This is a genomic window from Mesorhizobium sp. 2RAF21, assembly GCF_052115345.1.
Classification (GTDB): Bacteria; Pseudomonadota; Alphaproteobacteria; order Rhizobiales; family Rhizobiaceae; genus Mesorhizobium; species Mesorhizobium terrae.
This window is the reverse complement of sequence record NZ_JBFRGM010000004.1, coordinates 169992-193782: the sequence shown is the minus strand read 5'-3', so window position 1 is coordinate 193782 and position 23791 is coordinate 169992. Positions and strand designations below refer to the sequence as shown.

The 23791-nt window shown below is 64.1% G+C and carries 22 protein-coding genes, 1 tRNA gene and 1 riboswitch; of the genes, 6 read left to right on the top strand and 17 right to left on the bottom strand.

Annotated features, from left to right (window positions below; translation table 11 throughout):
• Positions 1-59: 59 nt before the first annotated feature.
• From cobO to AB4136_RS08335, 5 genes are all read right to left on the bottom strand, one after another.
• Positions 60-674: a cob(I)yrinic acid a,c-diamide adenosyltransferase gene (gene cobO, locus AB4136_RS08355; RefSeq protein ID WP_024927117.1), complete on the bottom strand. Its 615-nt coding sequence runs from the start codon at positions 672-674 to the stop codon at positions 60-62.
• 1 nt (position 675) lies between these two features.
• Positions 676-1191, bottom strand: coding sequence for a bifunctional adenosylcobinamide kinase/adenosylcobinamide-phosphate guanylyltransferase (cobU, locus tag AB4136_RS08350; RefSeq protein ID WP_065998066.1), 516 nt, complete (start codon positions 1189-1191; stop codon positions 676-678).
• On the bottom strand, positions 1184-1957 hold the full coding sequence (locus tag AB4136_RS08345; RefSeq protein WP_024924629.1) for a CbtA family protein: 774 nt from the start codon (positions 1955-1957) through the stop codon (positions 1184-1186). Before AB4136_RS08345 ends, cobU begins: the two co-directional genes overlap by 8 nt.
• A gap of 16 nt (positions 1958-1973) precedes the next feature.
• Positions 1974-2153: a CbtB domain-containing protein gene (locus AB4136_RS08340; RefSeq protein ID WP_024924628.1), complete on the bottom strand. Its 180-nt coding sequence runs from the start codon at positions 2151-2153 to the stop codon at positions 1974-1976.
• A 34-nt stretch (positions 2154-2187) separates the two neighbouring features.
• Positions 2188-2385, bottom strand: a riboswitch (cobalamin riboswitch).
• A gap of 114 nt (positions 2386-2499) precedes the next feature.
• Entirely contained in the window at positions 2500-3699 is a 1200-nt protein-coding gene (locus AB4136_RS08335; protein WP_024924627.1) for an MFS transporter, read from the bottom strand.
• Between the two features lie 291 nt (positions 3700-3990).
• Between AB4136_RS08335 and AB4136_RS08330 the strand changes: the two genes are divergently transcribed.
• Together AB4136_RS08330 and AB4136_RS08325 are read left to right on the top strand one after the other, a co-directional pair.
• Complete coding sequence (locus tag AB4136_RS08330; RefSeq protein ID WP_137900543.1) at positions 3991-4977, top strand: DUF1624 domain-containing protein; 987 nt, start codon at positions 3991-3993, stop codon at positions 4975-4977.
• A complete protein-coding gene (locus AB4136_RS08325; RefSeq protein ID WP_137900542.1) occupies positions 4974-5447 on the top strand; it encodes a methyltransferase family protein in 474 nt (157 codons plus the stop codon). Before AB4136_RS08330 ends, AB4136_RS08325 begins: the two co-directional genes overlap by 4 nt.
• A gap of 181 nt (positions 5448-5628) precedes the next feature.
• On the opposite strand, the gene AB4136_RS08320 is transcribed toward AB4136_RS08325, so the two are convergent.
• Genes AB4136_RS08320 through AB4136_RS08310 form a run of 3 tightly spaced genes read right to left on the bottom strand, consistent with a single transcriptional unit; the run spans position 5629 to position 8656 of the window.
• Entirely contained in the window at positions 5629-6942 is a 1314-nt protein-coding gene (locus tag AB4136_RS08320) for a homoserine dehydrogenase (RefSeq protein WP_137900541.1), read from the bottom strand.
• A gap of 51 nt (positions 6943-6993) precedes the next feature.
• Positions 6994-8211: an LL-diaminopimelate aminotransferase gene (locus AB4136_RS08315; RefSeq protein ID WP_137900540.1), complete on the bottom strand. Its 1218-nt coding sequence runs from the start codon at positions 8209-8211 to the stop codon at positions 6994-6996.
• A gap of 46 nt (positions 8212-8257) precedes the next feature.
• The gene (locus AB4136_RS08310) at positions 8258-8656 is read right to left on the bottom strand and encodes a hypothetical protein (RefSeq protein ID WP_137900539.1); all 399 of its coding nucleotides are present in this window, start codon (positions 8654-8656) and stop codon (positions 8258-8260) included.
• Positions 8657-8785: 129 nt separating this feature from the next.
• Here AB4136_RS08310 and phaC point away from each other — a divergent pair, with 129 nt between their 5' ends.
• The 3 genes from phaC (at position 8786) to AB4136_RS08295 (ending at position 12694) form a co-directional block, all read left to right on the top strand.
• Positions 8786-10618 carry a class I poly(R)-hydroxyalkanoic acid synthase gene (gene phaC / locus AB4136_RS08305; protein WP_137900538.1) on the top strand — a complete coding sequence of 611 codons (1833 nt, stop codon included), beginning with the start codon at positions 8786-8788 and terminating at the stop codon, positions 10616-10618.
• A gap of 222 nt (positions 10619-10840) precedes the next feature.
• Positions 10841-12127 (top strand): D-Ala-D-Ala carboxypeptidase family metallohydrolase, encoded by a 1287-nt coding sequence (locus AB4136_RS08300; RefSeq protein ID WP_036255055.1) that lies wholly within the window; start codon positions 10841-10843, stop codon positions 12125-12127.
• 492 nt (positions 12128-12619) lie between these two features.
• Positions 12620-12694: transfer RNA gene (locus tag AB4136_RS08295), tRNA-Glu, on the top strand.
• 379 nt (positions 12695-13073) lie between these two features.
• Here the strand turns inward: AB4136_RS08295 and AB4136_RS08290 are convergent.
• The 3 genes from AB4136_RS08290 to AB4136_RS08280 are packed head-to-tail and all read right to left on the bottom strand — an operon-like array spanning position 13074 to position 18084.
• Complete coding sequence (locus tag AB4136_RS08290) at positions 13074-16244, bottom strand: efflux RND transporter permease subunit (protein WP_024924618.1); 3171 nt, start codon at positions 16242-16244, stop codon at positions 13074-13076.
• Positions 16241-17680, bottom strand: a complete 1440-nt coding sequence (locus AB4136_RS08285; RefSeq protein WP_024924617.1) for an efflux RND transporter periplasmic adaptor subunit — start codon at positions 17678-17680, stop codon at positions 16241-16243. The genes AB4136_RS08290 and AB4136_RS08285 overlap by 4 nt, the downstream gene beginning before the upstream one ends.
• On the bottom strand, positions 17677-18084 hold the full coding sequence (locus AB4136_RS08280; RefSeq protein WP_024924616.1) for a FixH family protein: 408 nt from the start codon (positions 18082-18084) through the stop codon (positions 17677-17679). The genes AB4136_RS08285 and AB4136_RS08280 overlap by 4 nt, the downstream gene beginning before the upstream one ends.
• A 136-nt stretch (positions 18085-18220) precedes the next feature.
• Between AB4136_RS08280 and AB4136_RS08275 the strand changes: the two genes are divergently transcribed.
• A complete protein-coding gene (locus AB4136_RS08275) occupies positions 18221-19069 on the top strand; it encodes a hypothetical protein (protein WP_161773041.1) in 849 nt (282 codons plus the stop codon).
• A gap of 67 nt (positions 19070-19136) precedes the next feature.
• Here AB4136_RS08275 and AB4136_RS08270 read toward each other — a convergent pair whose 3' ends face one another.
• The 6 genes from AB4136_RS08270 to AB4136_RS08245 all read right to left on the bottom strand — a co-directional run bounded on the left by AB4136_RS08270 (position 19137) and on the right by AB4136_RS08245 (position 23591).
• The gene (locus AB4136_RS08270) at positions 19137-19577 is read right to left on the bottom strand and encodes a DUF411 domain-containing protein (RefSeq protein WP_137900537.1); all 441 of its coding nucleotides are present in this window, start codon (positions 19575-19577) and stop codon (positions 19137-19139) included.
• A gap of 116 nt (positions 19578-19693) precedes the next feature.
• Positions 19694-19975 (bottom strand): copper-binding protein, encoded by a 282-nt coding sequence (locus tag AB4136_RS08265; protein WP_024924614.1) that lies wholly within the window; start codon positions 19973-19975, stop codon positions 19694-19696.
• 45 nt (positions 19976-20020) lie between these two features.
• Positions 20021-20485 carry a cupredoxin domain-containing protein gene (locus AB4136_RS08260; RefSeq protein ID WP_024924613.1) on the bottom strand — a complete coding sequence of 155 codons (465 nt, stop codon included), beginning with the start codon at positions 20483-20485 and terminating at the stop codon, positions 20021-20023.
• A 13-nt stretch (positions 20486-20498) separates the two neighbouring features.
• Positions 20499-21908 (bottom strand): copper oxidase, encoded by a 1410-nt coding sequence (locus tag AB4136_RS08255; protein WP_137900536.1) that lies wholly within the window; start codon positions 21906-21908, stop codon positions 20499-20501.
• Positions 21909-21927: 19 nt separating this feature from the next.
• On the bottom strand, positions 21928-23376 hold the full coding sequence (locus AB4136_RS08250) for a TolC family protein (protein ID WP_137900535.1): 1449 nt from the start codon (positions 23374-23376) through the stop codon (positions 21928-21930).
• Positions 23373-23591 carry a hypothetical protein gene (locus AB4136_RS08245; RefSeq protein WP_137900534.1) on the bottom strand — a complete coding sequence of 73 codons (219 nt, stop codon included), beginning with the start codon at positions 23589-23591 and terminating at the stop codon, positions 23373-23375. Before AB4136_RS08245 ends, AB4136_RS08250 begins: the two co-directional genes overlap by 4 nt.
• Positions 23592-23791: the final 200 nt, after the last annotated feature.

Genomic DNA, 23791 nt, shown 5'->3' with positions numbered 1-23791 from the left:
TCTCGGCGCTACGCGCCGATCCACCTTCTCCCTCAGGGGGAGAAGGGAAGTAAAGGTGCCTAAAACTCGATGCCCTGCTGCGCCTTCACGCCGGCGGAAAAGTGGTGCTTGGTGGCGCCCATTTCGGTGACGAGGTCGGCGGCTTCGACCAGCGACGGCTTGGCGTTGCGGCCGGTGACGACGACATGCAGCCCCTCGCGCCGGCCCTTCAGCGCCGCCACGACACGGTCGAGGTCGAGATAATCGTAGCGCAGCGCGATGTTCAATTCGTCCAGCACCAAGAGGCTGATCGACGGGTCGACCATCAGTTCCTCGACCTTGACCCAGGCGGCTTGCGCCGCCGCGACGTCGCGCTTCAGGTCCTGCGTTTCCCAGGTAAAACCCTCGCCCATCGAATGCCACACGACGCGCTCGCCGAAAGCCGCGAAGGCCTCGCGCTCGCCGGTGTGCCATTTGCCCTTGATGAACTGCACAACGCCGACGCGCCGGCCGTAACCCAGCATGCGCAGCGCCAGGCCGAAGGCGGCGGTGGTCTTGCCCTTGCCGGGCCCCGTGTTGACGATCAGCAGGCCTTTTTCGATTGTCTTTGCCGCCACCTCGGCGTCCTGCACGGCCTTGCGCTTGGCCATCTTGGCGCGATGGCGCTCGGCTTCCGCCTCGTCGATCCCGGTCATGTCATTTCACCTTGAGCGGCAGGCCGGCAACCGTCAGCACCACTTCACTGGCGACCGAGGCGACCTGCTGGTTGAGACGCCCGGCGGCGTCGCGAAAACGGCGGGCCAGCGCATTGTCGGGCACGATGCCCAGGCCCACCTCGTTGGAAACCACGAACCATGGGCCGCGCGGTTTGGCGAGCGTGGCGACAAGGCGCGCGCATTCGGCCTCGACATCGTGTTCGGCCAGCATGTGGTTGGTGAGCCAGAGCGTCAGGCAATCGACCAGCACCGGCCGCCCCGACGGCAAACTCGTGAGCGCGCCGACAAGGTCGAGCGGCGCATCGAGCGTTTCCCACCCTTCGCCACGGCGGGCGCGGTGATGGGCGATGCGCTCGCGCATCTCCTCGTCATAGGCTTGTGCGGTGGCAATGTAGGTCCACGGCGCCGGCAGCGCTGTAATGAGTTTTTCGGCATGCGCGCTCTTGCCCGAGCGCGCACCGCCGATGATGAAGCAAACGCTTTGCCGATCAGGCAAAGCTGTCGCGAAGGTTCGACGCCTGCCCGGTGAAGCGACCGCGCACGATGCCGACGACGGCGCCGAGCACCAGCCAGAACACCAGATTGGTGATGGTGACCGCCACCACGAACTGGTGGTGCAGGCCTTCCGGGATCGGCGTGTCGTAGCTTGCCGGCTGCGGCGCGCCGACGATGTGCGGCGCGACGATCAGCGCGACCGCCAGGATCGTCAGCGGCAGCGAGCGGCGGAAGGCGATCAGCGCCAGGCCGATCGCCGTTGCCACCACCGTTGCCACCCACCAGATCTGCCGGGGCAGAAGGTCGGCGGCGGGCATGGCCGGCAGTTCCGGCGGCAGGCCGAGGCCCGGCGCCAGCGTGAAGACGGCAAAGCCGGCCAGACCCCAGAACACGCCCTGGCGCCAGTTGCCGATGCCGCCGGCGAATTCCGAGAAGGCGACAAGGATCAGCGCGAAGCCGATGCCGGTGACGATATTGGAGACCACGTTGAAGGAGAAGCGCTCGGCGCCATCGGCGGGCGCCCAGCCTTCCTCTTCGGCCGGAGCGGCGGCGGCCGGGGCCGGCGTGCTCATGGCGGTGGTGGCCGCGCCGGCATCAGCCGCGGGAGCAGCCGGCGCCGGATGCTCGTGACCGCCGCCGGCCTGTTCATAGACCTCGGCCTTCAGGATCAGCGGAACGGTGGCATAGGCCTGCAGGCAGGCGAGCACGATGCCGGCCAATAGCCCAGCGATCGCCGCGACGAACACGACGTTGCGAAAAACAGACATGGTGGGTTCCCCCTGGTTAGTGGCAGGGGAACGCCATCGAGTGGCGTGCATCGTGGGCGGCGTTGTGCACGGCCTCGATATGCGAGAAGCCAGTGAAGCCGACGATGAAAATGCCGAGCAGGCCGGCCAGCGCCAGTTGCAGGAAGCGCGACTGCGAGGAGGTCGAGGCGCCGAGGGAAATGGTTGCGGTATTCATGGTCTGTCCTTTCGCCCTCCACCCGAGGGCATTGCCATCATTGCTGTCGCCGGCAGGTCTCCTGGCTTGCGGATCTGCGCCCTTCTCCACCTTCCCGAGGCGAACCTCAGTGGCATTGGAGAGGACTACCGCTCACAGTTGCGGGGGCAGCCACGGTTTCGGACGGACATTTTCTTCCCTCCCCACCGTATTCCCTCTTGGTCCCGAAGGGACCGACGACATCGTGGACTATAGGGAGAATTGCGCCGCCCGGCAAACCAAATTCCGCCATCGGTGGATGCAGAAGCGTCATCGTGCGGACCGGGCGCCATCCCTTCTCCCCTTGCGGGAGAAGGAAAGGCGCTCGCTACATCGACTTCGGCAGGTAGCGCCAGGTGACAAGGCCGCAGACGGCGGCGAGGCAGCCAAGCGTGGCGAAGACCGAGCCCAGCCCGAAAAAGGCCAGCACCACGGAATAGACCAGCGGCGGCGTCAGCTCCGAAAAGTCGAGATAGGTGCGGTAGACGGCCGCCATCTGCGGACGCTCATAGGTGCGCACCGAGCGCATGAAGGCGGTGGAACCGATGGCATCCAATGCGATGGTGAACAGGGCGCCGACCAGCAACAGGCCGGCAGTGGCGAGCGGCACGAGTTCGCCGATGGCGCCGGCCAGCCAAAGCGATATCGCCATCCCGGCAAAGGCGAGCGTCATCACGTTGCGGGCGCCGTAGCGTTTGCCCGCCCTGCCCCAGAAGATCGCCAGGAACAGCATCGCGTTGCCGGCCGAAACCAGCAGACCGCCAGCCAGCTTGCCCTGGCCGGTGATGACCATGAACAAGGGACCGTAGACGAAGAAGGTGGTCCAGTAGCAGGAGCGGCCGAAGGCGATCAGCCAGGCGAGCCTCAGCCGGGGCTGGCGCACGAAGCGGCCGATATTGGCGAGCGGATTGATGGGTCGGCTCTTGCCCGGCACGATCATCGGGTTGTCGCCCAGCCGGTAGTACCAGAACAGCGCCAGCAGGCAGAGCGCGAACACCGCGACCGCGCCATGCGCGGCATAGATGCCGTAATGCGTGTAGAGGAAAATGCCGAGCGTCGGACCGGTGGTCCAGGCGATCATCGACCACGCCATGCGCAGCGACTCGGCCTGCATCAGGTCCGCCTTGCGGATATGATCCATGATGTAGAGGTTGAGCGTGATCGACAGCGCGCTCGCCCCCATCACCCGGCACAGCATGCCGAAGATCTGCCCCGGCAAGGAATGGGTGACGAAAAACAGCGAGCCGATGGCGAGCAAAAGCGCGCCGGCGGTGTAGACCCAGCGGCGCGCGAAGCGGTGGATCAGCATCGGCATGAACAGCGTCGCCGACAGGCCGAGCAACGAGACGATGGTGTAGAGGATCGACACCGTCTGCTCGTTCTTCAGGATCTCGTAGGCCTGGATGGGAATGACCGAGGCGATCGTCGCCCGGGCGCAGGATTCGATCGAATAGAGCGAAGCGAAGGTGCGCGCATCCGCCGGCGGTACGGCCGGTAGCCAGATGGGATGGCGGACATGCGTGGACATGAATTCTCGAATTCGCGACTCGTGAAGGAAATCTGCGTCGGCGACGCTCAGGCCAGTAGCAGGAAACCGACGCACTCGTGCCCGATTGCGAAGCCGGCCAACGGGTTTGCGCGATTTGGCACAATGAGGTCTTGCACCGCCTCGTTCCTTGCAGCCCACTCACCCGTCTCGGCGCTGCGCCGAGCCACCTTCTCCCGCGAGGAGGAGAAGGGAAAGCCCTCGCCTCGCCATTCTTGTTTCACCCGCATCCATGCTAGGCATGGCCCAGTCGCAATTTCAGAATCCCGCCGCATGAGCCTCGAAACCTCGACCTCCCCCTCCCGTCGCATTCCGCTGATCGACGTCCTGCGCGGCGTGGCCTTGCTGGCGATGGCCAGCTACCACTTCACCTGGGATCTCGAATTCTTCGGCTATGCGAGCCTTGGGCTGACCGCGCACGGCCCGTGGAAGATCTATGCGCGCTGCATCGCCTCGACCTTCCTGTTCCTGGTCGGCGTATCGCTGCTTCTCGCGCATGGCCAGCGCATCCGCTGGCCGGGTTTCTGGAAGCGGCTGGCCATGGTGGCGGCGGCGGCGGCCGCGATCACGCTGGTGACCTATTTCGCCACGCCGGGAAGCTTCATCTTCTTCGGCATCCTGCATCAGATCGCGCTCGCCAGCCTGCTCGGCCTTCTCTTCCTGCGCCTGCCGGCGCTGGTGACGCTGGCGGCGGCGGCGCTGGCGATCGCCGCCCCCTTCTATCTGCGCTCGCCCGTCTTCGACCATCCGGCGCTGTTGTGGGTCGGGCTGTCCACGGCCGATCCGCGCTCGAACGACTATGTGCCGCTGTTTCCCTGGTTCGGCGCGGTGCTGGCCGGTATCGGCATAGCCAAGCTTGCCAAGGCCGCCGGCCTGTTCGAGCGGCTGGCGCGCGTCTCCACCGGCCAGGCGCTGAACCCGCTCTCCTTCATCGGCCGGCATAGCCTCGCCTTCTACCTCCTCCACCAGCCGGTTCTGATCGCCTCAGTGTGGCTGTTCGCACAAATCTGGCCGGCACCGGCGCAGGACCCGAAGATCGGCTTCCCCAAAGCCTGCCAGGCCTCCTGTCTCGAAAGCCGCGACGCCGCCTTCTGCGTGCGCTATTGTGGCTGCATGCTGACCGCGGTCGAGAAGGACGGCTTGCTGGCCGGCATCATGAAGGGCGACCCGTCGGCCTCGACCAGAGCCCGCATCGGCGACCTGGCCAGCACCTGCACCGCCCAGACCGATGACGCTATGAGTACGGGAGAGCCGCAATGACCGACACCGCCGCACGCCTGCCGTTTCCGCTGCCGCCGGTCATCTTCCTGGTCGCGCTGATTGTCGGCATCGGGCTGGACATCGTCTACCCGCTGCCCTGGTTCGGCGACGTTCTGGGCGACATCCTGTTCGGCTTCGGCTGGCTGGCGGCGCTCGGCGCGGTGGCTTTGTGGTTCACCGCCATCCGCATGATGTTTCGGGCCAAGACCCCGCTGAACCCGGTCGCCATGCCCACCCAGCTGTTGACCGGCGGTCCGTTCGGCATCAGCCGCAACCCGATCTATCTGTCGCTGGCCACACTCACCATCGGCATCGCCCTGATTACCGGCAATCCCTGGCTGATACCGCTCGCCTTCATCGCCGGCTTCGTCACCCAGAAAGCTGTGATCGAACGCGAGGAAAAGACGCTCGCCGGCAAATTCGGCAAGAAGTATCACGACTACTCTAAGCGCGTACGCCGCTGGATATGAGCTGGCGACTACGCCCGTGTGGCTAGTCACTCACAACTCACACTATTCAAGCGCGGAGCATATTAGGCAGCCGCAACCTGTCGCGCCGTCATTCCCGACCTCGTGAGGGAGCGAAGCGACCGGAGAGTGTCGGGAATGACGGAAATCTCGGCCGGCTGCCCGAAATCAGGTGGCTCCGGGATCAGCCAGCCCGTTCGATGCGGATGACCTGCGGCTTGTCGGTGAGGTGGCCGTCCTTGGTGATGCCCTCGACCGCCTTACGCACCGCCGCTTCCGTGGTTTCATGGGTGACGAGGATGACGGTCTTCTTCTCGGCCGCTTCCGGCCCGACCGCGTGCTGCACGATCGATTCCAGCGAAATGTCGTTGTCGGCCATGCGCTTGGCCACCGCCGCGAAGACGCCGACGCGGTCGTGCACGGTGAGGCGGATGAAATAGCCGCCGGCGTGGCTGCGCATCTGCGCCTTCTTGTAGGTCTTGAGCTCCTTGGCCGGGCGGCCGAACACCGGTCCGTGCTGGAAGCCCGGGCGGCTCTTGGCGATGTCGGCAAGGTCGCCGACCACCGCGGACGCCGTGGCATTGCCGCCGGCGCCGGGGCCGGAAAGCAGCAATTCGCCCAGAATGTCGGTCTCGATCGCCACCGCATTGGTGACGCCGTGCACCTGCGCGATCACCGAGGCGGTCGGCACCATGGTCGGGTGCACGCGCTGCTCGATGCCGCTTTCGGTGCGCTGGGCCACGCCCAAGAGCTTGATGCGGTAGCCGAGTTCGGCGGCGGCGCGGATGTCGGCCTGGCTGATGTTGGAGATGCCCTCCAGATAGATGTCGTCGGCCGCGATCTTGTTGCCGAAGGCCAAGCTGGTCAGGATCGCCAGCTTGTGGGCGGTGTCGTTGCCCTCGATGTCGAAGGTCGGGTCGGCTTCGGCATAACCCAGACGCTGGGCGTCCTTCAGGCATTCCTCGAAGGTCAGGCCCTCGGCTTCCATGCGGGTCAGGATGTAGTTGCAGGTGCCGTTGAGGATGCCGAACACCCTGGTGACCGAATTGCCGGCCATCGCCTCGCGCATGGTCTTGATGACCGGGATGCCGCCGGCCACCGCCGCCTCGTAGTTGAGCAGCACGCCCTTCTTCTCGGCGATCTCGGCCAGCGCCACGCCATGCTTGGCGAGCAGAGCCTTGTTGGCGGTGACCACATGGCGGCCGGCCTCGAGCGCGGCCTTGACGCTCTCACGCGCGGCGCCCTCGTCGCCGCCGATCAATTCGATAAAGACGTCGATCTCATTCGAGCGGGCGAGATCGACCGGATTTTCGAACCACGAGACGGTGGAAAGGTCGACGCCGCGGTCCTTCTTGCGGTCGCGCGCCGAGACGGCGGTGACGGTGATGGTACGGCCGCACTGGCGGGTGAGCTCGGCCGCCTTTTCGGTGAGCACGCGCACCACAGACGCGCCGACGGTGCCGAGGCCGGCAATTCCAACACGCAAGGATTCAGCCATGATGGACGGCCCCTCTTTCTCGATCTTTCAGGATGATTGGCGGCAGGCAGCTCAGCGATGCGCCGCCAGCGGCACCACATTGTTGGGCTGCTTGGCGACGGTCGCCAGGAACTTCTTGATGTTGCGGGCCGCTTGCCGGATGCGATGCTCGTTCTCGACCAGCGCCAGGCGCACATAGTCGTCGCCGTGCTCGCCAAAGCCGATGCCCGGCGCCACCGCCACGTCGGCGTGCTCGATCAGCAGCTTGGAGAACTCCAGCGAGCCGAGATGCTTGAACGGCTCGGGGATCGGCGCCCAGGCGAACATCGTCGCCGCCGGTGCCGGAATGTCCCAGCCGGCGCGGCCGAAAGCGTCGACCATCACGTCGCGGCGCTTGTGATAAACGTCGCGCACTTCCTCGATGTCGGTTCCGTCACCGTTGAGCGCGGCGGTCGCCGCCACCTGGATCGGCGTGAAGGCACCGTAGTCGAGATAGGACTTCACCCGGGTCAGCGCGGCAATCAGGCGCTCGTTGCCGACGGCAAAACCCATGCGCCAGCCGGGCATGGAGAAGGTCTTCGACATCGAGGTGAACTCGACCGTGCAGTCGATGGCGCCCGGCACCTGCAGCACCGAGGGCGGCGGATTGCCGTCGAAATAGATCTCCGAATAGGCGAGATCCGACAGGATGATGATGTCGTTCTTCTTCGCGAAGGCGACGACATCCTTGTAGAAGTCGAGCGTCGCGACATAGGCCGTCGGGTTGGACGGATAGTTGAGGATCAGCGCCAGCGGCTTCGGGATCGAATGGCGCACGCCGCGCTCCAGCGCCGGAATGAAGCTGTCATCGGGCTTGGCCTGCAGCGAACGGATGACGCCGCCCGACATGATGAAGCCGAAGGCGTGGATCGGATAGGTCGGATCGGGGCACAGGACCACGTCGCCCGGTGCGGTGATGGCCTGCGCCATGTTGGCGAAGCCTTCCTTGGAACCGAGCGTGGCGACAACCTGGGTATCGGGATTGAGCTTCACGCCGAAACGGCGGGCATAATAACTGGCCTGGGCGCGGCGCAGGCCCGGAATGCCGCGCGAGGAGGAATAGCGATGCGTGCGCGGATCGCGCACCACTTCGCACAGCTTGTCGACGATGGCCTTCGGGGTGGGAAGGTCGGGATTGCCCATGCCGAGATCGATGATGTCGGCGCCACGGGAGCGCGCGCTGGCCTTCAGGCGATTCACCTGCTCGAAGACGTAGGGCGGAAGACGGCGGACCTTGTGAAATTCTTCCATGTCAGTTCCAGCGATCGAGGGGCGCGCTTGGCGGCGCCCTATATACTCATTTGCAATTCGGGTCGAGGGCGGGGTCGCACTTGGCGCCGATCTGCTTCAGCGCATCCTTGGCGTGATTGGCCTTCAGCGAATCGAGCTGTGCCGCGTCCGCTGCCGCGGTCGTGTCGCCGGGGTTCGCCTGCGCCGTCGACTTGGCGGCGGTGAGCTGCGCCAGCTTGGCGTTCTTCTCGTCCTCGGTGAACTGGGTCGCCGCGTTCTGCGGCCTGAGGTTGAGGTTGGGGAAGGAACCGGTGTCCTTCGGCCCGGTCACCGGGCCGTCCGACAGCGCCACGGCATTCTGGTTGCGCGTGCTGGAGCAGCCGGCAACGGCAAGGCTGCCGAAAATAGCGGCCGCGAGCGCCAGCCGACCGGCGGCGCCAAGAACCTGACCAACACGATCCGTCATTTCACCTTCCCGCAATGGCCGGCCAAGGTCATCCATTTGATAGATTCCGACCCTATTGCCTATTGGCTCCTATTCGACCTTGCATGATACTATGTCAAGAAAACGCTTTCGGGAGGAGCTGCTTAAGTCATGGCCGACAGACCCGATGCAGGCAAGACGGACACTGGTGATGGCGCTTCCGTCGAGCAGTATCTGGTAAAGGACCCCGAGCGCTTCGCGCTCAACATGGCCCGCATGATCGAGCAGGCCGGCAAGGCGGCTTCCGCCTGGGCCGAGCCGCGCGAAAAGGGCGAGGTGCGCGACAGCGTTGCCGAGCCGATGGCCGACATGGTCAAGACCTTCTCCAAGCTCACCGAATATTGGCTGGCCGACCCGAAACGCGCGCTGGAAGCGCAGACCCGGCTGTTCGCGGGTTACATGAGCGTCTGGGCCAACGCCATTCAGCGCGTCGGCGGCGTCGAGGACGAGGCTGCTGGCGTCAAGCCCGAGCGCGGCGACAAGCGCTTCCAGGACCCCGAATGGGGCAAGAACGCCTTCTTCGACTTCCTGAAACAGGCCTATCTGGTGACATCGCGCTGGGCGAACGACCTGGTCGAGCACGCCGAGGGGCTGGACGAACACACCCGCCACAAGGCCGGCTTCTATGTGAAGCAGGTGTCCAACGCCATCTCGCCTTCCAACTTCATCCTGACCAATCCGGAGCTGTTCCGCGAGACGGTGTCCTCGCATGGCGAGAACCTGGTGCGCGGCATGAGGATGTTCGCCGAGGACATCGCCGCCGGCAAGGGCGACCTGAAGCTGCGCCAGGCCGACTATTCGCAGTTCGAGATCGGCCGCAACATCGCGGTGACGCCGGGCAAGGTGGTCGGCCGTTCCGACGTCGCCGAGATCATCCAGTACAGCCCCTCGACCGAGACGGTGCTGAAGCGGCCGCTGCTGATCTGCCCGCCATGGATCAACAAATTCTACATCCTCGACCTCAACCCGGAAAAATCCTTCATCCGCTGGGCGGTCGAGCAGGGCCACACCGTCTTCGTCATCTCGTGGATCAACCCCGACGAGCGCCACGGCACCAAGAACTGGGAGGCCTATATCCGCGAAGGCCTGCAATATGGCCTCGACATCGTCGAGAAGACGACCGGCGAGAGGGAGGTCAACGCCATCGGCTATTGCGTCGGCGGCACGCTGTTGGCGGCGGCACTTGCGCTGCTTGCCCAGGAAGGCGACGACCGCATCCGCTCGGTCACCTTCTTCACCACCCAGGTCGACTTCACCTATGCCGGCGACCTCAAAGTGTTCGTCGACGAGGAGCAGGTGGCCGCGCTGGAACAGGCGATGCGCGGCAAGGGTTTCCTCGACGGCACCAAGATGGCGACCGCCTTCAACATGCTGCGCTCGGGCGACCTGATCTGGCCCTATGTGGTCAACAACTACATGCGCGGCAAGGAGCCCCTGCCCTTCGACCTGTTGTACTGGAACGCCGATTCGACCCGCATGGCGGCGGCCAACCACTCCTTCTACCTGCGCAACTGCTATCTGGAGAACAATCTCTCGCAGGGCCGCATGGAGCTTGCCGGGCGCACCGTCTCGCTCTCAGACATCACAATTCCGGTCTACAACCTCGCCTCCAAGGAAGACCACATCGCGCCGGCCCGCTCGGTCTTCCTCGGCTGCCAGTATTTCGGCGGCCCGGTCGAGTATGTGATGGCCGGCTCCGGCCATATCGCCGGCGTCGTCAACCCGCCGGCGCTGAAGAAATACCAGCATTGGACCGGCGACAAGCCGGTTGGGCGATTCGAGGACTGGCTGGCCGCCGCCACCGAGAACCCGGGCTCCTGGTGGCCCCACTGGCAGCGCTGGATCGAGGCGATGACCGACGACAGGGTGCCCGCCCGCATCCCCGGCAAGACCTTGGAACCGCTGGGCGACGCGCCCGGCAGCTATGTCAAAGTCCGAGTGTAACAATCTGTAATGTGTGGTGAGTTGACCCGCGCGTCAAAGCGGGCGAAATGAGCACGTCAATCACAAAGTTGACGCAAATCACGCAGGCCAGCACGATTTCATAAAAACGCTTGCGGATTTGTCACAGGTCTCGTTTCCGATCGCGGAAACTCGATCATTCGGCGACGCCCCGCGCGTCGGTAAAATGACGGTTCGGATCGGTTAGCGAGGGGGAATTCGGATTTGAGCACAGACAAGCCGCGCCTCGCGAAGGGAGAACGCCGCGCTATTGCGGCGGCATTGTGCTCGCTGCTGCTGGCCTCGTGCACCTCCACTGGCGAACCGGTGCTCAACGTCGCCTCCCCTGCCTACAACAACACCGCCCATGCCGGCCCCACGACCGCGCCAGGGGCTGCAACCGTCGAGACCGCCGCCGGCCCCGCTCTTGCCGCCACGGGCCCGCAGGTCGCGGCGGGCCAGCAAACGGCCCCGCAGCCGCTGATGGCATCGACCGGCGACACCATGCTGCCCGACCAGGTCGCTTATCTGCCCACCGCCAAGCCTGGCACCCACCCCTTCCCGCTGACGGTTCCCGCCGACGCGCAGACAATCGCCGGCAACACGCCGCAGCAGCTCGTCGCGCCCGCGCAGACCGAAGAGCAGACCGCCGATGCCGCCGCCAAGGTGGCCGCCGGCAGCGCCGCCGTGCTGGCCCAGAAACCGGCAAGCCAGACGGCGCAGGCCGCCCAAGGCCAGACGCCTGAGATGAACCATCCGGTCTACGTCACCGCCGGTGAAATGCCGGCAGCGCCGGCCAAGTCCGAGAAGAAGGGCTTCCTCGCCTCGCTGTTCGGCTCGTCGCCGGCCAAGGCCGCACCGGCAGCCGCCAAGGCGCAGCCCGTGACGCCGGCCGCGCAGCCGGCGCAGGCGCTCATCCCCGAGCAGAAGTCGGCCAAGCCGATCATCACGCTGGCCTCGGCCACTGCCGGACAGAAGCAGGCGATGCTCGCCTCCGTCGACGGCGCCTCCGCCTTCAACGGCCTGCCCGGCGTGCGCAAGACCGCTCTGTTCGAGATCACCCGCCGCTCCGGCACCTATGACGAGAGCGACGTCGACCTGAACGAAAACGATAGCGGCGCCTATCAGGTGGCTTCGGCCGCCGGCATGGCCCGGCTGGCACCCAACGGCCTCTTGAAGCAGACCGAGAGCGTCGATGTCGCTTGCCTCAAGCCCTCGCTGGTGCGCGTTTTGAAGCAGATCGAGGGCCATTACGGCCGCAAGATGGTGGTCACCTCCGGCTATCGCAATGAGGACCGCAACCGGCAGGCACGCGGCGCCAAGAACTCGCTGCACATGTATTGCGCCGCCGCCGACATCCAGGTTCCCGGTGTCACCAAATGGGATTTGGCGACCTATGTGCGCTCGCTGCCCGGCCGCGGCGGCGTCGGCACCTATTGCCACACCGATTCGGTGCATGTTGACGTCGGCCCCGAGCGCGACTGGAACTGGCGCTGCCGCCGCCGCGGCTGAGCCGGATATAAGACACAACCGACAGGCATGAGAGTTCAGCGCGCCCCTTCGGACGCGGCAAGGCACACTCCAGCACTTTGCCCTGGCGCATGACCCTTTCTCGAAATCGATTCCGATCTTGGCGGCATACGCCCATTCGAACGGGCCGAGGAACGCAGCGCGATTCGCAAACCTCGGTCGCCGATCGCAACCGGACACCTGCCGGCTAGGGTAACCGGCGCCCACGCAGGCAAAAGCGCGTGGCCTTGCCCCGCCCTAGCAGCCGAATCTCCGGGCCTTGCCAGCCACGATTTTCGCCCGAGCATGCCGCCTGCACGGGTTTCATGGGCCCAAAAGCTCGTTTGCGGCATCCATTGGGGACGGATTACCCTGCAAACACCGGGGTTTAGGCTCGGCAGGCGAGGCTTTCTCCGCAAAGCATCAAAAAAATGCAGAAAGCCGGTTTTGACGGGTTGCCCGCCGCCCGCATCGCCACTATAAGCCGCCTTGGCTGCGCCCATCGTCTAGCGGTTAGGACACCGCCCTTTCACGGCGGTAACAGGGGTTCGATTCCCCTTGGGCGTACCAATTTCCTCACAAGATGAAACCTTCAGCGACCTATCGTTTAGGTCGTTTAAAGCGGCGCACCAACACGGCTTTGGTGTCCCGGAGCCGGACTTCCTTATCCTTCACAGTCACTTGCTGAACGATGAGGCGGGCAACGGCCTGCTGAACTCAGGCAGGCCGTTGCGGAGTTTGTCGGAAGGCAGATGCGATCGCCTGTCGATTTTCCGGGTCTATCGAAGGCACGTTGTTGGCATTGATAGAGCGCATGGCCTACGACCCAGTGCAAGGCGCAAACTGGCTTTGCGCCCGAGATCTCGGCCGCCCCATACAGCCCCGTGTTAGTTGGAAACCGGGCTACCTCTGACGATTTCGGTCAACAACGGCTTGTTGAATGCCAAACCTATGATCCAACTGGTTCCCTTCCCGCTGTCGGCTCTCCTTTCCGGTCAATCGATGCTTCGGCCCCAATCAATCGAGCTTTCACCAAACCGTAGATGGCGGGAATGACGATCAGCGTCAGGACGGTTGACGATATCATGCCGCCGATCATCGGCACGGCGATGCGCTGCATCACCTCGGAACCCGTCCCCGTGCTCCACAGGATGGGAACCAGCCCGGCCATGATGGCGACGACCGTCATGATCTTGGGCCTCACGCGCTCCACCGCACCCAGCATGATTGCCTGGTGAAGATCGGCGCGTGTGAACGGCCGCTTTTCCTCGGCGCATTCCTGCTTCAGCTCGGTCACGGCCTGTTCCAGATAAATGAGCATGACCACGCCGGTCTCGGCGGCGACACCGGCAAGCGCGATGAAGCCGACGGCGACCGCCACCGACATGTTGAAGCCCAGCCACCACATCAGCCAGACCCCGCCGACGAGCGCGAATGGCAACGAGGCCATGACGATCAGCGTCTCCGTCAACGCCTGGAAGTTGATGTAGAGCAGCAGGAAGATGATCAGCAGCGTTACCGGAACGACGATCTTCATGCGTGCCTCGGCGCGCTCCAGATATTCGAACTGACCGCTCCAGCCGATGCTGTAGCCGGGTGGCAGCCGCACCTCGGCCGCGACCGCCTTCTGCGCATCGGCGACATAGCCGCCAAGGTCTCGTCCGATGATGTCGACGAAGATGTAGGTGGCGAGCTGGCCGTTCTCGGTGCGGATCGACGTGGCTCCGCGCTTGAGCTCCACCTTCGCCACCTCACCAAGCGGCACGGCGCCACCACCCGGCAGCGGCACCTGCACGTCGGTCTCGATCGCGACCGGGTTCGACCTCATGTCCCGCGGATAGCGGATGTTGACACCGTAGCGCTCGCGACCTTCCACCGTGGTGGTCACGGTTTCGCCACCGAGCGCCGTCGCGATCACATCCTGCACGTCGCCGACCGACAGCCCGTAACGGCCGAGCACCTGCCGGTCCGGGACGATGTCGAGATAATAACCGCCGACGACGCGCTCGGCATAGGCGCTCGACGTGCCCGCAACAGCTTTCAGGACGCGTTCGATCTCGCGCGCAACCTTTTCCATCCCGGCAAGATCGGGACCGAACACCTTGACGCCGACCGGCGTGCGGATGCCCGTGGAAAGCATGTCGATACGGGCGCGGATCGGCATGGTCCAGGCGTTGGACACGCCGGGGAACTGCAACGCAGCGTCCATCTCGGCTTTCAGGCTGTCGATCGTCACACCGGCGCGCCACTGATCCTTGGGTTTGAGATTGATGATGGTCTCGAACATCTCCGTCGGCGCCGGGTCGGTCGCGGTCGCAGCCCGCCCGGCCTTGCCGTAGACCGTGTCCACCTCCGGGAAGGATTTGATGATGCGGTTCTGCATCTGCAGGAGCTCGGCCGCCTTGGTCACCGACAGACCGGGCAGCGTCGTCGGCATGTACATCAGCGTGCCTTCATCAAGGCTCGGCATGAATTCGGAACCGAGCTGGCGCGCCGGCCAAACCGAGACGGCGAGCACCAACAGGGCGAGCAGGATGGTCGGCAATTTCGCGCGCAGGACAAGACGGATCACCGGCCGGTAAAGCCAGATCAGCAGGCGGTTGATGGGGTTCCTGTGCTCGGGAATGATGCGGCCGCGCACGAAAACCACCATCAAGGCCGGCACCAGCGTGACCGACAGCAGCGCTGCCGCAGCCATGGCAAACGTCTTGGTGAAGGCGAGCGGACCGAAGAGCCGGCCTTCCTGCGATTCCAGCGTGAAGATCGGCAGGAAGGAGACGGTGATGATGAGCAGACTGAAGAACAGTGCCGGCCCGACCTCGCTTGCGGCATCGATCAGGACCTGCACGCGCGGCTTGCCAGGTTCGGCCCGCTCCAGATGCTTGTGGGCATTCTCGATCATGACGATGGCGGCATCGATCATGGCGCCCACGGCGATGGCTATACCGCCGAGGCTCATGATGTTGGAGCCAAGCCCAATGGCCTTCATGCCGGCGAAGGCGATGAGGATGCCGACCGGAAGCATCAGGATGGCCACGAGCGCGCTTCTCAGGTGAAGCAGGAAGACCACGCAGACCAGCGCAACGATGATGCTTTCCTCGATCAGCGTCCCCTTCAGCGTCTCGATCGCTGCCTCGATAAGGTGCGAGCGATCATAGACGGGGATGATCTCGACGCCCTTGGGCAGGCTTGATGCCGCATCGGCGAGGCGCTGCTTGACGTTCTCGATGACGTTCAGCGCATTGGCGCCGAAGCGCTGCATGACGATGCCGGAGGCGACCTCCCCTTCCCCATTCAGTTCGGTAATGCCGCGCCGTTCGTCCGGGCCGATCTCGACGCGGGCGACGTCGCGCAAGCGCAGCGGCACGCCCTGATCGGTCTTCAGGACGATATCCTCGATATCGGCCGGCGACTTTATGTAGCCGCGCCCGCGCACCATGAACTCGAATTCGGAAAGTTCGAGCGTGCGTCCGCCGACGTCACGATTGCTGGCGCGAACGGCATCGCGCACCGCCGCCAGCGAGAGCCCCTGGGCGCGCAACCGCAGCGGATCGACGACAATGTTGTACTGCTTGACGAAACCACCGACACTGGCGACCTCGGCAACGCCTTCAGCCTTCGAAGCGACATAACGCACGCTCCAATCCTGCAGCGCGCGCAGTTCGGCGAGCGTCATTTCCTTGGCGACGACGGCGTATTGATAGACCCAGCCGACCCCGGTGGCATCCGGCCCCAGGCTGGGCGTGACACCCGGGGGCAAACGCTGGGCAGCGGCATTCAGATATTCAAGCACCCGGCTGCGCGCCCAATAGGGATCGGTGCCGTCCTCGAAGATCACATAGACGAAGGAGACGCCGAAGAAGGAAAAGCCGCGCACCACCTTGGACTTCGGAACGGTGAGCATGGCCGTGGTGAGCGGATAGGTGACCTGATCCTCGACGACCTGCGGTGCCTGGCCGGCGTAGTCCGTATAGACGATGACCTGAACATCGGAGAGATCGGGAATAGCGTCGAGAGGCAGCGTCTTCAGCGCATAGAACCCGGCGGCGACCGCAAACAGGGTGCCGACGAAGATCAGGACGAGATTGCGGGCCGACCATGCGATAAGCTTGGCGATCATGGCTTGACCTCCTCGCCGGTCATGCCACTCAACGCGGCTTTCAGATTGCTTTCGGCGTCGATCAGGAAATTCGCGGCAACCACCACCTTGTCGCCGGATGCAACGCCGGCGCGGATTTCGGTGAAGCCGCCGCCTTGCCGGCCAACCTCCACCGCGCGCGGTTCGAAGCGCCCCTCGCCCTTGTCGACGATGACGACCTGCCGGGTTCCCGTGCTGATCACGGCGCTGTCGGGAACGGCAACGACGCGGTCGTCGGAACCGCTGGCGATCTCGACATCGGCATACATGTCCGGCAACAGCACGCCATCGGGATTGGCGAGCTCGATCCGCACCTTGGTCGTGCGGGTCGCTGTCGCGACCTGCGGATAGATCAAGGTGACGCGGCCGCCGAATGTCCGGCCAGGCAGGCTGCGCAGCCGCACCGTGGCCGCGGCCCCGACCTTGACGGCGCCGAGCTGATATTCGGGAACATCGGCGACAATCCAGATCGTCGAAATGTCCGCGATGCGGAACAGCACGTCGCCCGACGCTGCCTTCATGCCCTCGACGGCGTTTCGTTGAAGCACGATACCGTCGCGCGAAGCCCGCCAGGTGATGGAGAGCGGTACTTTTCGCGTCTGCTCGATTTCGGCGATCGCATCGGGCGGAACGCCGAGATTTTCAAGCCGCTGGCGCGCACCGCCCAAAGTGCTGTTGTGCGTGGCGGCGCCGAGATCGTTGAGGAACTGCGCACCAGCCGCCGCGATTTCGGGCGCATAGAGCTGGAGCAGCGCCTGCCCCTTGGTGACCCGATCGCCGGTCGTGACCTCGGCGACCTTGTTGACGAAGGCGTCCGCACGCGTGCTGACAACGGTAACGCGCCGCTCGTCGAGCTGGATGGTCCCCGGCACGCGCACGCTGGCGACAATGGCCTTGTCGACCGCTGTCGCGGTGCGCACGCCCGTCTGCTGGAGCCTACCCACGGCGACCTTGATCGACGAGCCGCCCGCCCCCTCGCTCTCATAGACAGGGATGTAGTCCATCCCCATCGAATCCTTCTTCGGGGTGGGCGACGTGTCCGGCAGCCCCATGGGGTTGCGGTAGTAAAGGACGCGGCCTTTGTCCGCGCCGGGAGTTGCCGAAGCTGCCTCCTTCACTGGAGCGCCGGTGTCGAGGCTGACGTCCTCGCCGGCATAGACCGCGAGAAATTCGCGGCCGTCGGCTGTCTTGCGTGGAGCGGCCGAATAGAATGGCCGCCCGTCCGGATCACGGTAGTAGATCACGCGTCCGGTCTTTGCTGCACCGCCTGCTTCCGGCGATGCATTGGCTGGCTCCATCTCGGAAACCAACCGGGCCCAGCCAGGCAGCGCGAGATCGCGACGGCCTGCTTCATAACCACCGATCCCGGCCGCCAGAACGGCAGCCGGGACGAGGCTCATCGCGAGTGCCCGCTTCATGGCAGGACCTCGACGACGAGCTTGTTTTCAAGCGTGCCGGTCTCGCCCTGCACTTTCGCGACGAGTGACAGACGCCATCTGCCTTCCATGCTCAGGGCCGCCTCGAACTTGTAGGTTCCAGGCTCGGCCGATGGCAGCGGCTTGATGGGCGCCGCCATCATCTCCATGCCGTCGGGCGCCATGTCGATCCGCTGCGCGAAGACCACGGCATCCGGAACAGGCGAGCCGTTTCGTTTGTCGACCAGCCGGACCGCGACCTCGACCTTTTGCCCCTGTTTCACGCTTTTCTGGATGAGCTGGAATTCGTAGTCGGTGACGGCGGCATGGGCCGCTGTCGTCGACTGCGTCCAGACAAGGCCGATCGTCATCGCGGCAGCGATGTATTTGTTCACTGAAGTTGTCATTTGGATATCTCATAACGTTCGTTGAACGCGCAAATGCGCGGCGACGCGCGCCGTGAGGCAATCACGGCCCGCGAAACTCGGCCTTAGAAGAGCCGATGGCGAACGTCAGGATCGGGGTGGTGGATGGGGTGGCGAAATGGCCGTCACCGCCAAAGCGGCGTCATCCCATCGAACAAGCAGATCCACCATTTCCAGACGGGTGCCGCCGAAATCAGTCAGTAAGGATGCATTGGCAAAACACTTGGCCACGCAAATTGCCGCCAGCGGGCACGACTTCTGGCAATCGGGAACCGGCGCTTTCTGGTCGGGGCAGCACGGCATGCCGTCGGACATGCCTGACATTTCCGCCATCCCACCCATCGCCGCCGACGGGCTCGCCATCGGCGCAAGGATGAGGCCGACGACAGCGAAAACCCAAAGCAGGCGGGAGAAGGTGTTCAAGAACTGCACTTGGCCATTCTTTCACTTCGCTCGGCGTGAAAAAAGGTCTTCGTTCGCAAATCCGGTCATGCCGGCGGCGATTGTCGGAAAAGTAAGCTCCGCGACAACGCAGGTTGAGGGTCCCTTGCTCGAATGGCGACGCGCTGTTCGAACAGAAAGACTTATGGTGTCCCTCTTCATTTTCGGATCCCTCATCGTCGCGGCAAGCTGCGCCAACGCCGCGTCTCAGCTATTACTTAAAAAATCAGTTTCAAGTAAATACAAAAATTCATACAAAATTCTTACATTAAATACGAACATAGATTTAAGTTTACTTTTCGTCGCCGCCTTGTGTTTCGCAGTTTCCATTTCGATATACATGTATCTTTTGCGACACCACGATGTAAGCATCGTTTTCTCTTCGATGGCACTGACCCAGGTTTTGGTCTACGCGCTCTCGCGCCTTGTACTTCGGGAAAAAGCCTCCTCTTACCGGCGCGCCCTGGGAACAGCGGCCATCGCCATCGGACTTGGCCTCATGGTTGCCAGCGACATTTCGCCCTAGGCGACGCGAGCTTACGTTCGCCGGGCAGTTCCGTCGCACGAAAAACCGAAGGTCAGCTCCGGCCTCGTCAACCAAACTTCATGAAGACGGAACTCGTTGCTCCAAACGTCATCACCTCGAAAGGTTCAGGCTGCACGCCCGGCATCTCCATGCCCGGAGAACCGGCTGGCATGCCGGCGACGGCAAGGCCCTTGATAGCGGGCCGCTCGGTGAGCAATCGGCGCAGTGCTTCGGCTGGAACATGGCCTTCGAGCACATAGCCGTCGACAAGCGCGGTGTGGCAGGATTGCAGCGCTTCGGGGATTCCCATCTGCGTCTTGAGCTTTTCAAGGGCGGTGTCCTCCACGATCTTGACCGGGAAGCCGGCCTTGCGGATGTGGTCGGCCCAGGCTCCGCAGCATCCGCAGGAAGGATCCTTATGGACGGTGACCAAAGGCCGCGTGGTCGCCCTTGCCTGTGAGGCAGCCAGCATCGCAGTCGTCGCGAAAAGAAATAGTCTGCGGTTCATCGTCGTCTCCTGTGCCTTTTCGCAGGCTGCCTGCATCGGGCCGGCCCAAAAATTCAGTCGCCTTCGCGGGGCTCAGCAAGCGAGCCCCGCGAAGGCTTTTCAGTTTTCAGTATAGCTTACTTGGCTTTTTCGATCTTGGTCACGGTCAGGCGGCCGTTGACGCGATCGGCCTCGAACTTGACCTTGTCGCCGACCTTGACGGCCTTGAGCGCGGCCGGATCAGCGACCACGAACACCATCGTCATGGCATCCATCTCCAGATTGGTGATCGGGCCATGCTTCAGCGTGACCTTGTTCTGGGCCGTGTCGATCTTGGTTATCTGGCCGTCCACGGGCGCGGCGAAAGCGGAAGTGGCGAGGGCCAGAACAAAAGCCGCGGTGGTTACGATCTTACGCATTGGGTTTCTCCTTCAGTTGCGTTGGGTAGTCGGATTGTGTCGTCTTCACTTGACGACGATGGTGCCGGTCATGCCGGCTTCGCGGTGGCCGGGGATGAGGCAGGAGAAGTCGAACTCACCCGCCTTGGTGAACTTCCAGACGATCTCGCCGCTTTTCTTCGGCGCCAGACGCTTGGCGTTCGGATCGTCATGTTCCATGTCGGGGTTCTTCTGCATCTGCTCGCCATGCTTGAGGTTTTCGGCAAGCGTGCCGAGCACCAGCTCGTGGTCGAGCTCGCCATTGTTGCGCAGCATGAACTTCACCTGCTCGCCCTTCTTGATCTCGACGCGGTTGGGCAGGAATTCCATCTTGCCGTCAGCTTCGCGCATGACGACCTGCACCACGCGCGCCGGCTTCTTCGGGTTACCGGGCTCGCCATAGGCGCGTTCGCCGTCGTGGCCGGGGTCCGCGATGGCGGCCGCAGGCCACGCCAACATAGCCAGGACGGCAATGAGGGTTCGGGATTTCATGTCGTGTCTATCCTTAGCGATTGTTGTGGGCGTTCTTGGGGGAGGATTGCCCGCCGGGCTTCACCACGGTGACTTCGGCGGTTTTTGACCTGTCGAAGGCGGGCGTTTCCTGACGCGCCGCCTGTTGGGTCTGTCCGGTCCACTCATAGGAGACCGTACCCGACGGGTGCTGATACCAGCCGGGGTCCTTGTAATCCCCGGCGGCCAGCCCTTCGCGAACCTTGACCACCGAGAACATGCCACCCATCTCGATCGGGCCGAACGGACCGAAACCGGTCATCATCGGCAGCGTGTTTTCGGGCAGCGGCATTTCCATTTCGCCCATGTCGGCCATGCCGGCGGTGCCCATCGGCATATAGTCGGGCACCAGGCGCTTGATCTTCTTGGCCACCTCCTTCTTGTCGACACCGATGAAGGTGGCGAGCTCATGCCCCATGGCGTTCATGGTGTGGTGCGACTTGTGGCAATGAATGGCCCAGTCGCCCGGGTTGTCAGCCACGAAGTCGAAGGCCCGCATCTGGCCGACCGCGCAGTCGATGGTCACTTCCGGCCAGGCCGCCGCTTCCGGCACCCAGCCGCCATCCGTGCACGAGACCTTGAAATCGTAGCCGTGCATGTGGATCGGATGGTTGGTCATGGTGAGATTGCCGAAGCGCACGCGCACCTTGTCACCCTTGCCGACCACGAGCGGGTCGATGCCCGGAAAGACACGGCTGTTCCAGGTCCACATGTTGAAGTCGGTCATCTCCGCCACGCGCGGCACATAGGCGCCCGGCTCGATGTCATAGGACGACATCAGGAAGACGAAGTCGCGGTCGACGCGGCGGAAGGCCGGGTCCTTCGGATGCACGACGAAGAAGCCCATCATGCCCATCGCCATCTGCACCATCTCGTCGGCATGCGGGTGGTACATGAAGGTACCGCTCTTCTGCAGCTGGAACTCGTAGACGAAGGTCTTGCCGACCGGGATGTGCGGCTGGGTGAGACCGCCGACGCCATCCATGCCGCTGGGCAGCAACTGGCCGTGCCAATGGATGGTGGTGTGTTCCGGCAGTTTGTTGGTGACGAAGATGCGCACCTTGTCGCCTTCGACCGCCTCAATGGTCGGTCCCGGCGACTGGCCGTTGTAGCCCCACAGATGACCGACCATACCGGGCGAAAACTCACGCACCACCGGCTCGGCGACGAGATGGAACTCCTTCCAATCGCCGTTCATGCGCCAGGGCAACGTCCAGCCGTTCAGAGTGACGACGGGGTTGTAGTCCGGCCCGGTTTTCGGCACGAGCGGCGGCTGCATGACGGCCTCCGTCATGGTCGGCGCTTCGGGCACCGAGGCGAAAGCAGTACGCCCCGAGACAGCGCCGGCGCCAAGCAGGGTCATGGCACCGGTGGCGCCGAGGAAGTTGCGACGGGACACCGTCATGTCTCTTTTCTCCTTGGGGTCACTCATCGCCGCCTCCCGAACCGCCGCCGATGATGGCGCTCTGGTAGTCGACGCCGGCGAGCAAGGCGTCGCGTTGCGCCTCGATGGCCGCGACATTGGTCTCGATGCCCTCGCGCGTGGTCGTCAAAAGCTCGAACACGTCGATCAGCATGCCGTTGTATTGAAGCTGGGCCTCTTCCGAGATCACCTTGCGCAGCGGAATGATGCTGCCGCGGTATTGGCGGGCGATATCGTTGGCGGCGCGATAGGCAAGAAGTGCCGCGCGCGCCTCGGACCGGATGTTCACGGCCTTTGCCGCGAAGCGGTTGACCGCTTGCATGTAGGTCTCGGCATTGCGCCGCCTGGTGGTCTCGCCCAGATCGAAGATCGGGATCTCCAGTTCGAGGTCGAGCACCCCACCCTTCGGATAATCCTTCTCGACCTCGCCGTGATCGTTCTTCGTGCGCTCGAAATTGGCGAAGCCGGCGAGCTGGAAGGCCGAGACGTATCGCGTCGCGTTGTCGAGTTTCAGCTGGCGGGCCAGCGCATCCAGCTCCAACCGCGCCGCGATCAGATCGACACGCTTGCGGATCGCCTCCGTCTCGGCCTGATCGGATGTCTGCAGTTTCTTCGGCAGGCCAGGTAGCCTGTCCGGGATCTTGTAGGCCGCATCGGCGCCCCACAGGCCGAGTTCACGCGTCAGCGCTTCGCGCGTGACGCCTGCTTCCAGCCTGGCCGTAGCAAGCTGGCTCGACGTCTCCGCGTTGAAGGCCCCTGCCCGCGCCTGGTCGAGCTTGGTGGCGGCACCGGTCTCGCCCAGTTTGCGGGTGAGGTCCGCCGCCGCATCGGCTGAAGCGCGCGCGCGCTCGAGATAGGCAACGCGATGTCGGGCGGCGACGGCCTTGTAGTAAGCCTTGCGGGCATTGGCGGCCTGGCGGAACGTCGCTTCGACCGCGCGGTAACGCGCCGCCTCGAATTCCTTCTCGGCGATCGCCTTGCGCGCCGGCAGGGTGAGCAAGGACAGCAGCGAGCCGACAACGCGCCGTTCGATTTCGAGCGATCCTTCCCGCAGCGTGCCACCGAGCGAAATGCTCGGATTGGGCGGCAGGCTGGCTTCGACGAAGGCCGCTTCGGATATGCCGAGCGTATTGTATTCGGCTTGCAGGTTTCTGTTGCCGAGCAGAGCCACCTGGACGGCGCTGTCGGCTGACAACGGCTTGGCCAGAAGTGCCTTGACGCGAGCGTTGGCCGCCTGGGCGTCGGCCTTCGAAGCGATCTTCACTGCGTTGGCGCCGAGTGCCGACGACACCTGCGCGCCGACCGGCGACATGCCACCATCCTTGGTGAAGGAAGCGCAGCCAGCGAGTGTCAGAGCAAGCAGGCTGATACCGCCCAGCCTGGCGAATTGCCACGAAATACGTTGGCCTGCGGGCGGATTGGAAGCGACAAGGGAGATGGGCACGGTCATTTGCCTTTCTCCTTGGGGGCGACCTGTCGGTTGCTGCCGGCCCAGGATTTCGGGGAGACCGGCCGGTAGTCGGTGGTGCCGGCAAGCACCGGCGTATAGCGCACGGGCGGCACGGGGACGCCGGCGTCAGCAGGCGACGCTCCAGCGCCGACCTCGGGCAAGGCCGTGCAGGCTGACAGGATGATGGCAGGCGCCATCATGAAGAGAGACCTCATGAATTTTCCTCAACAACGAAGATGAATGGGTTCGCGCCGGCCCCGCGGACCAGAAGTCCGACGTGGCCATGCACCGATCGACAGGAGGCGCTGCAACGGGTCCGGTGCCGTGAGAACACCGAACAGGCCGCAGCAAATCGGCGCGCGATCCTGCGCGAGCGTCGTTGGGACGCTCGTCAAGGTCGATGAGAAATCAGGGA